Genomic DNA, 14,321 nt, shown 5'->3' on the forward strand with positions numbered 1-14,321 from the left:
TGCTGCTATGAATACCATTGCAGAACGCATATACGATTATTTAAAGGAATATCCACCATTTAATCTATTAACAAAAACACAGCTTTTAGCCATATCAAAAGCTGTAGATGTTATTTATCTAGAAAATAATCAGTTGCTTTTTAAAATTGGTAAACCTGTAGAAAATCATTTTTATGTGGTAAGAAATGGTGCTATTGGCTTATTTAGAGATGATAATAATTTAGCCGATAAATGTGATGAAGGTGATATTTTTGGTTTACGTGCCTTACTCCGTAAAGGTGATTATAAACTGAATGCCAAGGCTATTGAAGAAAGCATCGTATATAGCATTTCATCAGAGCTTTTAGAAAATTACATCACCACCAATGCAGATGCCAGTCAGTTTCTTATGGCTAGTTTTGCTTCTAATACAAGAGTAAAAAGCCCTGCTACAAATACTTTTATTGAAGAATTTCAGCGTTCATCAGACTATACTTATTTACAAACAGCTGACTATTCTAAAAATCCTGTGACTTGTAACACAAAAACAAGTATTAAGGAAGCAGCTACTATAATGACCGATAAGCATGTTGGCTCTATTGTCATAATAGAAAACAATGAGCCTATTGGTATTATTACAGATAAGGATTTGCGTACCAAAATTGCTACAGGCCAGTATCAAATAGATGATTTAGTGTCTTCTATAATGTCCTCACCTGTTATTACATATCCTGAAGCCATTACTGTTGCCGAAGCACAAATTGCAATGTTAAAACATCGTATTACGCATTTATGCATCACCAAAGATGGTACAAACACTTCCGAACTCACAGGAATTTTATCTGAACACGACATTATTGTTTTAAGAGAAAATAATGCATCTGCACTAATCAAAGAAATTAAACGCTGCCAAACTGCAATACAACTAAAAGACATTAGACAACGTGCCGAAAAACTACTATCTCGCTATTTAGAACAAGGTATTCCTATAGATTTTATATCACGATTAATATCTGCAATTAACGATGGTATTACACAACGTATCATTGAGTTTTCTATAGCTAAAATGAATACAATGCCTCCTGTAAAATTTGCATGGCTCGCTATTGGTAGCCAAGGAAGGCAAGAACAACTACTAATGACAGATCAAGACAATGCACTTGTTTTTGAAAACGTAGATGACACGCTTTATGATGAAACAAAATCGTATTTTTTAAAACTTTCAAACTTCATCAATAAAGATTTAGAAACGGCTGGTTTTGAGCTTTGTCCTGCTAAAATGATGGGCAAAAACCCTAAATGGTGCAATTCGGTTTCTAAATGGTCTCAGCAATTTAACAGTTGGATAACAGCTCCAGATCAAGATAATCTAATGTTGTGTACTATATTTTTTGATTATGAACACGTATATGGCGATAAAGATTTAATCAACCAGCTTTCTGAAGGCATCTTTAAAAGCATAGATTCTCGCGATATATTTCTAAGTTACTTAGGAAGAAATGCACTACAAAACCCTCCACCTTTAAGCTTTTTTAGACAATTTTTAGTAGAAGATGATGGCGAACATAAAGATCAGTTTGACATCAAAGCTAGAGCCATGATGCCTTTAGTTGATGCTGCTAGATTATTGATATTATCCTATAATATTAAAGCTGTTAATAATACCGTAGAGCGTTTTGAAAAACTAGTAGAATTAGAACCTCAAAACAAAGATACCTACATCCTCTGTATTGAAGCCTATAAAAATCTTCTACGCTTTAGAACAGAACAAGGTTTAACTCACAACGATTCTGGTCGTTTTATAGATTTAGAGTCTTTAAACAAAAGGAATCGCTTGCAGTTAAAAAGAAGTTTTAAAGCTGTAAAAGCAGTTCAAGAATTAATTAAAACACGCTTTAAACTCTCTCAATTAATTTAATTATGAATTGGTTTAAACACAAATCTTATCCTAAGTTTTGGGAAAACTATGTTTCTAGCTTTTCAAATTCACAAGAACAAAAAATTGAAGCTATTCGATTTGTGGTTTTTGATACTGAAACCACAGGTTTAAATATTAAAAAGGATAAAATTTTATCTATAGGATGTATTGCTATTGAAGGTTTAAAAATAAAAGTATCTGATCAATTAGAAGTGTATTTAGAACAAGAACATTTCAATATAGAAACAGTTAAAATACACGGTCTTTTAAGAGAAGGAAAGCTTACTAAAATCAAAGAATCTGAAGCTATACAACAGTTTCTTAACTATACTAACAATGCTGTTTTAGTAGCTCATCATGCAGCTTTTGATGTCGCTATGGTTAACAATGTACTTAAAAGGTTAAACTTACCTAAATTAAAAAATAGAGTTTTAGATACAGGACACATATTTCAAAAAACAAATATAGACGCAAGCAAAGCACATTTTAGTTTAGACGAATTAGCTAATCGTTTTAAAATACCACTTCACGATAGACATACCGCTTCTGGTGATGCATATATAACAGCATTATTATTTATGAAGTTATTGTATAAACTAAACACAGGGTCAAAACTAACATTGAAAGATTTAGAACGACCGATTAAACGTGTTGGATTGTTATAGTTTTTTTATCAATTAAATATTTTCGCTCAACATTTTTCATTATTGATTATTATCCTTTATAATAAAAAACACACCCAGTTTTGGATGTGTTTAATAGCTTCTATTAATATTTATAAGTTAATTTATAATCACTTTTTCTGTTCTAACAGCTCCAGAAACCTCTAACTTAACAACATAAACACCAGATTGAAATTCTTCTACACTAATTGAATTAGAATTACTATTACTTTTTAATTCTTTTGTCAACACCAATCTACCTTGCACATCAAACAAACTTATTTTTGATGGTCCATTTAGCAAACCTTTTACATTTAAGTAGTTTGGATTTGCGCTTGTATAGATTTGCAATCCATTAAGAGTATTAGATACTGTTGATAAAGTAGAAGGCGAAAAATGAAGAAAAAATCTACCTGTACCAGTTAAATCCTCTTCTGGTATAAAAGCATAGTTAGCAGAAGTCAACAAAGTAAATGTATTGGTTACGTTATCTTCTAAATATATATTTACATCTTCAGACAAATCATTTTCATATATACTTACATTTACGTTATCTCCAGCTGTTGCATTTATTCCCAAAGGAACAATAGAAGTTTCCATATCTGAATATGATAAGCATTGTATAGCTAAGTCTACACCAACATTATCTGAAACTAAATGAGAATACAATGAAAACTCTAAACCATTAGCATCTAAAGAGCCTGCATCATAACCTATATCTAAACCAGAAGAGCAATTATCGGAAAAATAAAAATCTGTATTATAGTTATTTGATGAATCTTGAATTCTTAAACTAAGATGAGAAATTGAGTTACTATTTCGGCCTAATATAAAATCATCATTACCTGTAATAGTTCTCATCGTTGGTGTAAATGATAAATTATTTACACCTCCTGCACCATTTGAGTTCACAAAAAATCCTTGTCCTGGCGCAATGTTCTTTCCTACGTTTTGTACATTATTAATAATAGTCCAAATACCTACTCCATCTGTACCTGCATTATATCCATAAACTGCATTATAACTAGCATCTAAAACATCATTACCTAATGCCCCATTTTCATTAATAAAGGCTTGTGCATCTACATAACTTGTATAAGGATTCCCTACCAAATTCCAAGAGCTAGACGCTCCTGATGATATTGTAGTATTTATATTTCCTATACTAACCTCACCTGTAAATATTACTGGGCTTCCATCTGCAGTTGCAGCACGATATCCTTTACCAGCCTCTAGAGAGGTTGTCTCATTAACAACAATATCATAATTTTCATAATTACCAGACACATTATTAAAAGGCGCAAAAGCTCTGAGGTTATTTAAAGCCGCTAAATTCTTATTCCAATCTGCAAAATCACTAAAAATTTCCATAGAACCATTAGTTAAAGGAGATGCTACTAAGTCATTTCCTCCACTAGATGAAGATCCTACTTGGTTAACATATCTTTCATATCTTACTCTTCCTGAAATAGTGCTTGTAGCAGTAGGATTTAAGCTTGAATACTTATCAGAATCAGATTCTAAAACAATACTATTAGCTGTTAAACTCACACCAGAATCTACAATCAAGTTACCTTCAGGATTAACAACAACTGTATTAAACGTTGTGTTAGATGATATTGTGGCATCACCTGATACTACAACTAAATCATGAAGATTTGTTGCTACACCATTTGGATCATTTCCATCTTGCCAACCATTGTCATACACATAATCTGGGCCTTTATGTATGGTAAAATTATCTTCAATAACACCTGTATCTCTTAAATATTTCATTGTGAGATTATTCCCATCTACTTCTAAAATACCAGAACCATAATTTCTTACAGAATAATACATCGCATTATGATCTAACTCACCACTTGCACGACGAGATGCTGTTGCGTTTACTGAATAGACAGTGCCTATACCTGCATTATTTCCAATAGTAGATTTACTATATGCACCATCTCCGCTTGGTTTACCATCACCATCTCCATTTGGACCTACAGTATTATTCCGTAAATCAAAAGCAGCAGACTCCTCATAATGGCCATTAATAAAATATGATCTTTCATATGACTCACTGTGTCCTGCTATAACTAAATCAATTCCATTTGTCTCTAGCATTGGTAAAATATTCTCTCGCATTTCGATCAACTCTATTTCAGCAGGATTACCATTCCTATCAAAACCCTCTGAAGGATGCCATCCTTTTGAATACGGTGGATGATGCCATACACCTATAACCCATTTCTGTGTTGTATTTTGAATATCATTCAAAGCCCAATTGTACATAGCACCACCTACCGATCTATCTTCCCCAAAAGAATTTAAAACTATAAAATGAATATTGCCATAATCAAATGAATAATATGACTCTGTACCTGAAGCTAAACCTCCTGACTCTCCAGCAGTAGGAAAAGAGAAAATATTATAATATGCACCTTCAGGATTAGTAGACCCTATATATTGCCCATCAATATTACCTATAGTAGACCATAAAATAGAATTCTTTAACTTTTGAGTAAAAAAATCAAATAAATGATTCTGATATTGAATATCTGTTCCGTGAGAGTCAGCATTATCTCCTGTTAATATAATTCCGTCTGTAACTGTATTAGCTACATAAGAATAATAAGCATCTCTTACAGCGCCTGTATTGATTGGATTAAAATATGTTTTTCCAATACCTCCCAAAATCCAAAAGGTATAAGGATCTGTTGAACCAATTGCAGGATGAGTTTTAAAATAAAGGTCTGTATTATTTGATAACAAGCTACCTCCAGTTCCTATTCTATAATAATAAACTGTCCCAGATGTTAAACCAGTTATTTCAGCTTCATGATCTGTTTCTAATGTTGCATCACTATAAGTTGAATAAGATGCAAAAGCAGCATCAGTACTATATTCTACAATAGATGTATCATTTATATCTGTACGCCATTTAATAGTTATACTTGTTTCCGCACCTTTTTGAAGGTATGGAATCCTAGTAATTGTTTGCCCAAAAGAAGACAATGTTACCAGCAATAAAAGTAATAATGTGTAATTTCTTTTCATCAGTTTTCTATTTTTTTAAGCTCAATTTTTTTGATTGTAATTCTGAATAAAATTCCTTCATAAATTTGGTATTCCTTATTCTATGAGGCAATTTTTTATAACTCGCTTCAGATTTTTCAATAGAAATCTCAGCTTCTTTAAACTTTTCTTGTTGAATCTGTATGTTGGCAAGTTTTAAGTAAGCACGTTCTTTTCTGTTACTTATTTCAATTACTTTGCTCTGAAATCTTAATGCAGAATCGAAATCTTTTATATCTACATAATTTGAAACAAGTTTGTCATATAAAACAATAACATCACCTAACTTTTCAATACCTTCAATTAATATCTGTTGAGAAAATTCAAATCCAGACTTAGAATTAGTCGCAAACCATGCTTTAGAAGCATATAAATAATGCTCTGGACGTGTTTTTTTTGAATATTGAATAACAGACTGATATAGTTTTGCTGATTTCTTAAACTTCTTCTTTTTAAAATAGATATCAGCTAGTAATCTTAAAGCATCTACATTCTCTGGTCTATCTCTTAAAATATTTTTGATTATAATTTTACTCTCCCTAAATTTATTAAGGTGATAATTGCTTTTAGCTACTAATAAATCTTGCTCAAAATTATTAAATCCTAATGTTTTAGAAGCATCAAAATCTTTGAGACTATTAGTGTAATTACTGTGTTGGTAATATAGCTTCCCTCTTTTAAAATAAAGATTGGCAGAGTCAGGATTTTTTTTAATCTCTTCTGTTACTTTTAGTATTCGCTTATGCAAATCTCCATGAGCATTAGTGCAGATACTAAAAAATAAAAATGATAATATAAAAAGTGATTTTAAACGCAAAGAGTGAAATTTGGGATAATTAATAGCTACTCAAAAGAAATAAAAAATTACACTGTAAATGAATAAATTAGATAAAGAGTAATAATCCTTGATTAATTACATTTCTGTAGTCTTCATAATAGACAAAACGCATTTTAAAACATTAATTTACAAACCATTAACACTTGTAATAAAAAACACATCCAATATTGGATGTGTTTTCTACTAACTAAACTAAGAAACAAAACTATTTATAAAAAAAAACTGTTTTGTAAATACTTTTAAACAGCAACGTTTATTTGTTTTTTATCCGCATTGCTTTTGGGTATTGTATCAAACTGATTTGATGTATTCTTTACACCTCCTGCCTTTAACGCTTTATCACCAGCAAAATATGTTTTATGATCGTCACCAAGGTCAGAACCAGCCATGCGCTGATGCTTAACACATGATACTCCCTTTCTAATTTCTTGTCGTTGTACTTCTTTTACATATGCCAACATACCTTCTTTACCAAAATAACCTTCCGTTAAATCATTCATATGTAACGCAGTTGTGTGATAGGTTGGTAGTGTTATTAAATGATGGAAAATGCCTGCTTCTCTAGCTCCATCTAACTGAAACGTTTTAATCTTCTCATCTGCTCTATGGCATAATTCTGTGCCATCATATTCTGAAGCCATTAAATTATTTCTATCATAAGCTGTCATGTTTTCTCCCTCTAATAGCATTTCTTCATAAACTTGATTACGGAAATTTAAGGTCCAATTAAACGATGGTGAGTTATTATAAACCAACTTTGCATTTGGCAATACTTCTTTCACTCTATTAACCATGTGCGCAATTTGCTTAACGTTTGGTGTTGGTGTTTCAATCCAAAGTAAATCAGCACCATTCTGTAAACTCGTTATGCAATCTAGCACTACTCTATCTATATTAGTTCCTTCTTTAAATTGATATAAGCCATTTGGTAAGCGTTTAGGACGCATTAATTTACCTTTTCGTTTTAGCAATACATCATCTTCTTTAGCTTGTTCTATAGTAATTTCTTCAGCATCAACAAAAGCTAAATATTGAGATGCTAAATCACCTGGTTCTTTACTTACAGGTAATTTTTGAGTTAAACCAGCACCTTCAGAATCTGTACGTGCTACAATAACACCTTCATCGATGCCTAATTCTAAAAAGGCATAACGCACCGCATTAAGCTTTGCAATAAAATCTTCGTGTGGCACAGTTACCTTACCATCTTGATGCCCACATTGTTTAGCATCTGACACCTGATTTTCGATTTGAATAGCGCAAGCTCCAGCCTGAATCATTTTTTTTGCCAATAAATACGTAGCTTCTTCATTACCAAAACCAGCATCAATATCTGCAATAATAGGCACTACATGTGTTTCAAAATTATCTATTTCATTTTGCACATCTTCTCCCAATTCTAATCGTCTAAACAAATCATTAAGTGCTATAGCATCTGCCTGACGTAAGAAATCGTAAATCTCTCCAATTAAAGCTGGCACAGCTGTTTTCTCGTGCATAGACTGATCTGGTAATGGACCAAACTCTGAGCGCAAAGCTGCCACCATCCAACCAGAAAGGTATAAATAACGCTTGCTTGTTGTTTTATGATGCTTTTTTATTGCAATCATTTTTTGCTGCGCCACAAATCCATGCCAGCATCCTAATGACTGTGTGTACTTAGATGAATCTGCATCATATTCAGCCATATCTTTTCGCATAATAGCCGCTGTATATTTAGCAATGTCTAAGCCTGTTTTAAAACGATTTTGCACTGCCATTCTTGCAGCACTTTTTGAGCTAATGGCTGCCCATGTATTTCCGTATTTTGCCTTAAGATCTCTTACAGTTTGTAAAGCTGAAGAATAGTTAGTTTGTGATAAATTTTTCATAATTTTGAAAATGTATTAATGATATATTAGATTTAATATGAATCCCGCCTAATGTTGCCGCATTAGCGGGATTTGCTTTTTATATTTGTTTATAGGCTTGAGTGGTTAAAAATTCTTCAAAAACTTCTTGAGTTACCAAAGTTTTAAATAACGTTATAGCTTCGTGGAATTTGGTTTCTTTAATCTTAGATTCATCAATTTCAGTAATGATCTTTTCAACTTCGTCATCAAGAATAGACTCAAAAAGCGCTTTGGTAAATTGACGCCCATTCTCTAAAAGTGTTTCATTCTTTAACCATTGCCAAAGTTGCGTTCTAGAAATCTCTGCTGTTGCAGCATCTTCCATAAGATTGTATAAAGCCACTGCACCAAAACCTCTTAACCAAGCTTCCATATACAGAATACCTACATTAATGTTTTTTCTAATGCCAGCTTCTGTAATTGTTCCTTTAGGCAGTTCTACCAAATCTGATTCCGTTACATTTATATCTTCTCGTTTTTTAAAGATTTGATTAGGTGTTGGCATATATTTATCGAACTCTTTCATCGCTACTTCCACTAATGCAGGATGCGCAACCCAAGTACCATCATGGCCATTTTTTGCTTCGCGTTCTTTATCTATACGAACCTTTTCTATGGCTTGTGCATTAGCCTTAGGATTATTTTTAATTGGAATTTGAGCAGCCATTCCTCCCATGGCATGAATACCACGCTTATGACAAACCTGTATAACTAAATCTGAATAGGCTGCCATAAAAGGAGTGGTCATTGTTACCTGATCTCTGTTAGGGACAATAAAACCTTCATGATTTCTGAATTTTTTAATGTAAGAGAAAATATAATCCCAACGACCACAATTTAAACCTACTATATGATCTTTTAATTCGTAAATGAATTCATTCAATTGAAAACTAGCTGTAATTGTTTCAACTAATAACGTTGCTTTAAATGTACCTTTAGACACACCTAAATAGTCTTGCGCAAACTCAAATACATTATTCCACCAACGTGCTTCCAAATAATGTTCTAACTTAGGAAGATAAAAATATGGTGCAGTGTTGGTTTCTTTTAAAATATTAGTATTATGAAATACATATAACCCAAAATCGAAAAGACTGCCTGAAACCTCTTCATCATCTACTAAAAGATGTCGTTCGTTTAGATGCAATCCTCTAGGTCTTACCAAAAGCACTGCTGTGTTTTCATTTAGTTTGTAATGCTTGCCACGAGCTTCATCTATAAGCTCAATTGTTTTTTGATTAGCCTCTAAAAGATTTTGCTGACCTTCAACAGTATTAGACCAACTTGGTGCATTACTATCTTCAAAATCTGCCATAAATGTTTTTGCACCAGAATTTAAAGCATTGATTACCATTTTACGATCTACTGGTCCTGTTATCTCAACACGTCTATCTTGTAAATCTTCAGGAATATGATTAACAACCCACTCACCTTCTCTTATATGTTTTGTCTCTTCTTGAAATTTTGGATAATTACCATTATCAAAAAATGTTTGCTGAGCTTTTCGTGCTTCTAATAATTCTAACCTTTGTTTATTAAACTTTTTATGAAGCTGTTTTATAAACTGCAAAGCTTCTTCAGTTAAAATATTAGGATAAAATTGTTTTACTTCTTTTGAAAAAGTCACTTGGTCTGGTGTTGTAATGATTGCATCCATAGCTATTTAATTTATAGACACAATGTTACAACAAGAAATTAAAAAAAACAAGCGAATGTTCGCTAAATTATATTTTTCGCTAAAAACTTAAGTTCGCAAATAATATTATATTTGCATATATGGAACAAGATTATATCAAACTTATTTTTGGCTTAAAATTAAAGCAAATCCGCACAGAACGTGGTATTTCACTATTTGGACTATCTAAGCTAACGGGACTTTCAAAATCTTATTTAAACGAAATTGAAAAAGGAAAAAAATATCCTAAAACCGATAAAATTTTATTGTTAGCTGAGCAACTTGAAGTGCCTTATGACCATATGGTATCGTTAAAACTCGATAAAAATCTTGCTCCAGTTGGTCGTATTCTACGTGGTAAAATTTTAAGAGAAATTCCTTTAGAACATTTTGGCATACAAGAAAGCACACTTATAGATATTATTGCCAATGCTCCTGCTAAAGTTAACGCATTTATAAACACTATTATTAAGATTGCCCAAGACTATAGCTTTACAAGAGAGAGCTTTTATTTAGCCTCCTTAAGAAGTCTACAAGAAGCCAACAATAACTATTTTGATGTTATTGAAAACGAAGTTTTAAAGTTTGCTAAAGCCTATCATATAGATTTAAATACTCCCATAAAATCTAACGAATTAGAAGATATTTTAGTTGAAGAATTTGGATACACCATTAATAAAACAGCTTTAGACGACCAAAGCCATATCGAAGGTTTACGTTCTATTTTTGTTCCGAAGACTAAAACATTATTAATCTCTAGCCATCTAGATGATCCTCAATGTACTTTTATATATGCTAAAGAAATCGCTTTTAATTATCTTAATTATAAAGAACGTTTATATACATTCTCTTGGATAAAATTCGATAATTTCGATCAGGTGTTGAATAATTTTTATGCTTCATATTTTGCAGGTGCATTGTTAATACCTAAAATAACACTCTCTAGCAAGATTAAGCAATTATTGGAGCAATCTACATTCAATACTAAAGACTTTCTAAATCTTATTGAAAACTATAACGCTTCCTCTGAGACTTTTTACCAGAGGCTTACTAATATTTTACCAAAGGATTATAACTTACTTAATCTTTTCTTTATTCGATTTTCACATCAAAAGGGAAATAACAATTATCACATTGAAAAAGAACTTCATCTCATCAATAATTTATCTGAAAAAGAAGATGAAACCAAAGAATTATTTTGCAGAAGATGGGTTGGTGTATCTAGTCTAAACAAAGCTATTACAAGAAAGAAAAACAATCATACTTTTAGGGTTAATGTTTTATCTCACCCAAAAAACAAATGCCGTTATTTAGTATTTACTTCTACAACTATTGATGAAAACAATAAGAATCATCACAAAAGTATTTGCTTAGGGTTATTAATAGATAAACAATTAGAAAGAAAGGTTGCCTTCTTAGAAGATAGCGCTATTAAAGAATCTGAAGTTAATCTTGAAAAAATTAAAAACTACAGCATTTTTGATAGTCAAAATCGCATTGAACAACCTATTGCATTAGAGCAATTAACTAAAAATAAAGCTATTGAAAATACTGTAAATGCTATTACAGATAAATTTAGCTAAACCATATTTAGTATTTTACGATATGTTATTTCTTTAAAATCAGATATTACAACATCAGCTTTTGTATAATCTTGATGCGAAGAGTGTGGACTTTTAAAACCTACACAATAAATATCTGCCGATTTAGCTGCCGCAATACCATTTGTAGAATCTTCAATGACCATGCATTCCTTTTTTGAAAACCCTGTAAATTCCGCAGCTTTTATAAAAATTTCTGGATGCGGTTTAGATTGTTTTAAGTCCGCTCCACTAAATTTCCCGATGAAATACTTATTTAAATCAAAACGTTCAAAAATCCTATTGATATTTGGCATAGATGCAGAAGATGCAACTACTAATTTTAATCCGTTGTTATAATAATCTTTAATAAGATCTAAAACACCATCTATTAAAGCTAACTCTGTATCATTTTCAAATAAATACTTAAAGTGTTTACGCTTTAAGGCTACCAAATCTTCTGGCTTTTCATTTAAATTAAAATGAGCCACTAATCGTTTACAAATATTAATCGTAGATTGTCCTGTAAAAGACGCATATAAATCTTCATCTACATTAATATTTACATCAGAAAACATTTTAAAATAGGCTTTTCTATGTAATGGCTCAGTATCAACAATAACACCATCCATATCAAACAAAACTGCTTTAAGCATCGCTTTTATTTTTTTGCGAATATAAACAAACAATCTTTGCTGTACATTTTAAAAGTTTTTATCTATATCACAAAAACTTAACGTACAAAAAAATCCCAAATTCCAGTGCACACATTTTTTTGGAATTTGGGACCTGCTATTAATACTTAAACCCTAAAGCACGTTGTCCATTATTTCTTGAACAACTTCTGGATTTAACAAAGTACTTGTATCACCTAAATTGCTAGTATCATTTGAAGCTATTTTTCTTAAAATACGTCTCATAATTTTACCAGATCTAGTTTTTGGTAATCCATTTGTAAACTGAATTTTATCGAGCTTAGCAATTGGCCCAATTCTATCTGTTATTAATTGGTTAATCTCTTTACGCACATTATCATGTACTCTATCTTCTCCGGTATCTTTTAAAGTAATGTAACCATAAAGCGCATTTCCTTTAACATCGTGTGGAAAACCTACAATAGCAGACTCAGCCACTGCATTATGCTCATTAATGGCATCTTCAATTGGCGCTGTACCCAAATTATGGCCAGAAACAATGATAACATCATCTACTCTACCAGTAATTCTGTAATAACCAACTTCATCTCTTAAAGCTCCATCACCTGTAAAGTACATATCTTCAAAAGCAGAGAAATAAGTATCCTTATAACGCTGATGATTTCCCCAAATGGTTCTTGCCATTGATGGCCAAGGATGTTTTATACACAAGCGTCCATCAACTTGGTTTCCTTTAATCTCATTACCATCTTCATCCATCAAAGCTGGTTGAATACCAATAAAAGGCAATGTAGCATAAGTTGGTTTTGTTGGTGTTGAAAATGGTATTGGAGTAATCATAATACCACCTGTTTCTGTTTGCCACCATGTATCTACAATTGGACTCTTCTTTTTACCAATATTATCATTATACCAATGCCAAGCCTCTTCATTAATTGGCTCACCAACAGACCCAAGGACTTTTAGTGAAGATAAATCATATTTTTCAACCAACTCAACGCCTTGTTTCGCTAAGGCTCTAATTGCTGTTGGTGCAGTATAAAATTGATTTACCTTATGCTTATCTACAATGTCCCAAAAACGTCCAAAATCTGGATAGCTTGGCACACCTTCAAACATAACTGTTGTTGCGCCATTGCATAATGGCCCATAAACAATATAGCTGTGACCAGTAATCCAACCTATATCTGCGGTACACCAATACACGTCATCTTCTCTATATTGAAAAACATTTTTAAATGTATATGCTGTATATACCATGTAACCTGCTGTTGTATGCAACATACCCTTTGGCATACCTGTAGAGCCAGATGTGTATAATATAAATAACGGATCTTCTGCATCCATAACGGTTGCTGTTAAATCTTTATAAGCTTCGTCTAATAAGGGTTGTAACCACTCATCTCTTCCTTCTTTCATATTTATTTCTGAATTGATGCGTTTAGCAACCAATACAGACTCTACACCAGGACACTCTTCTAAGGCTTCATCAACAATACCCTTTAAATCTATGGTTTTAGAACCTCTGTAAGATCCATCTGAAGTCAACACCATCTTTGCATCGCAATCATTGATACGTGTAGATAAGGCTGTTGCTGAGAATCCTGCAAAAACTACTGAATGTACAGCTCCTATTCTTGCACATGCTAACACAGAAACAGCTAATTCTGGTATCATGGGCAAATAAATACAAACACGATCTCCCTTCTTTATTCCTTTATCTAAAAGCACATTTGCAAACTTACACACACGCTCATGAAGTTGTTTATAAGTAATATGTTCAGCTGTCTCGTTAGGATCATTAGGTTCAAACAAAATAGCTGTTTTATCACCTCTAGTATGCAAATGTCTATCTATACAATTTTCTGTAATATTTAATTTTGCGCCTTCAAACCACCTTATCTCTGGTTTTTTAAAATCCCAACTCAAAACATTATCCCATTTTTTTCGCCAAACAAAATGTTCTTCAGCAATTTCTTCCCAAAATGATTCAGGATTTCTAACCGATTTTCTATACACCTGAAAATATTCTTCAAAGTGTTTAATGTGATAATTACTCAT

Annotated in this window: 9 protein-coding genes; 3 read left to right on the forward strand and 6 right to left on the reverse strand. The window is 32.1% G+C overall.

What is annotated here, in order from left to right:
• Positions 1 to 7 precede the first annotated feature (7 nt).
• A complete protein-coding gene (locus tag N4A42_RS05450) occupies positions 8 to 1,897 on the forward strand; it encodes a DUF294 nucleotidyltransferase-like domain-containing protein (RefSeq protein WP_294071038.1) in 1,890 nt (629 codons plus the stop codon).
• 2 nt (positions 1,898 to 1,899) lie between these two features.
• On the forward strand, positions 1,900 to 2,562 hold the full coding sequence (locus N4A42_RS05455) for a PolC-type DNA polymerase III (RefSeq protein WP_294071041.1): 663 nt from the start codon (positions 1,900 to 1,902) through the stop codon (positions 2,560 to 2,562).
• 117 nt (positions 2,563 to 2,679) lie between these two features.
• On the opposite strand, the gene N4A42_RS05460 is transcribed toward N4A42_RS05455, so the two are convergent.
• From N4A42_RS05460 to aceB, 4 genes are all read right to left on the reverse strand, one after another.
• Complete coding sequence (locus N4A42_RS05460; protein ID WP_294071044.1) at positions 2,680 to 5,601, reverse strand: fibronectin type III domain-containing protein; 2,922 nt, start codon at positions 5,599 to 5,601, stop codon at positions 2,680 to 2,682.
• A gap of 7 nt (positions 5,602 to 5,608) precedes the next feature.
• On the reverse strand, positions 5,609 to 6,436 hold the full coding sequence (locus N4A42_RS05465; RefSeq protein WP_294071047.1) for a tetratricopeptide repeat protein: 828 nt from the start codon (positions 6,434 to 6,436) through the stop codon (positions 5,609 to 5,611).
• Positions 6,437 to 6,696: 260 nt separating this feature from the next.
• Positions 6,697 to 8,328: an isocitrate lyase gene (locus tag N4A42_RS05470; RefSeq protein WP_294071050.1), complete on the reverse strand. Its 1,632-nt coding sequence runs from the start codon at positions 8,326 to 8,328 to the stop codon at positions 6,697 to 6,699.
• 79 nt (positions 8,329 to 8,407) lie between these two features.
• Positions 8,408 to 10,006 carry a malate synthase A gene (gene aceB, locus N4A42_RS05475; protein WP_294071053.1) on the reverse strand — a complete coding sequence of 533 codons (1,599 nt, stop codon included), beginning with the start codon at positions 10,004 to 10,006 and terminating at the stop codon, positions 8,408 to 8,410.
• A gap of 119 nt (positions 10,007 to 10,125) precedes the next feature.
• On the opposite strand from aceB, the gene N4A42_RS05480 reads away from it, so the two are divergent.
• Positions 10,126 to 11,607 (forward strand): XRE family transcriptional regulator, encoded by a 1,482-nt coding sequence (locus N4A42_RS05480; RefSeq protein ID WP_294071056.1) that lies wholly within the window; start codon positions 10,126 to 10,128, stop codon positions 11,605 to 11,607.
• Here the strand turns inward: N4A42_RS05480 and N4A42_RS05485 are convergent.
• Together N4A42_RS05485 and acs are read right to left on the reverse strand one after the other, a co-directional pair.
• Positions 11,604 to 12,260: an HAD family phosphatase gene (locus N4A42_RS05485; protein WP_294071059.1), complete on the reverse strand. Its 657-nt coding sequence runs from the start codon at positions 12,258 to 12,260 to the stop codon at positions 11,604 to 11,606. The two genes, N4A42_RS05480 and N4A42_RS05485, sit on opposite strands and share 4 nt — an antisense overlap.
• Before the next feature lie 153 nt (positions 12,261 to 12,413).
• Entirely contained in the window at positions 12,414 to 14,321 is a 1,908-nt protein-coding gene (acs, locus tag N4A42_RS05490; protein WP_294071062.1) for an acetate--CoA ligase, read from the reverse strand.

Source organism: Winogradskyella sp., assembly GCF_025210595.1.
GTDB lineage: Bacteria > Bacteroidota > Bacteroidia > Flavobacteriales > Flavobacteriaceae > Winogradskyella.

Coding starts and splice junctions, on each gene's coding strand:
- N4A42_RS05480 (WP_294071056.1), top strand. CDS start 10,126: ATGGAACAAGATTATATCAAACTTATTTTTGGCTTAAAATTAAAGCAA.
- N4A42_RS05460 (WP_294071044.1), bottom strand. CDS start 5,601: ATGAAAAGAAATTACACATTATTACTTTTATTGCTGGTAACATTGTCT.
- N4A42_RS05485 (WP_294071059.1), bottom strand. CDS start 12,260: ATGCTTAAAGCAGTTTTGTTTGATATGGATGGTGTTATTGTTGATACT.
- acs (WP_294071062.1), bottom strand. CDS start 14,321: ATGAGTAATTATCACATTAAACACTTTGAAGAATATTTTCAGGTGTAT.
- N4A42_RS05450 (WP_294071038.1), top strand. CDS start 8: ATGAATACCATTGCAGAACGCATATACGATTATTTAAAGGAATATCCA.
- N4A42_RS05470 (WP_294071050.1), bottom strand. CDS start 8,328: ATGAAAAATTTATCACAAACTAACTATTCTTCAGCTTTACAAACTGTA.
- N4A42_RS05455 (WP_294071041.1), top strand. CDS start 1,900: ATGAATTGGTTTAAACACAAATCTTATCCTAAGTTTTGGGAAAACTAT.
- aceB (WP_294071053.1), bottom strand. CDS start 10,006: ATGGATGCAATCATTACAACACCAGACCAAGTGACTTTTTCAAAAGAA.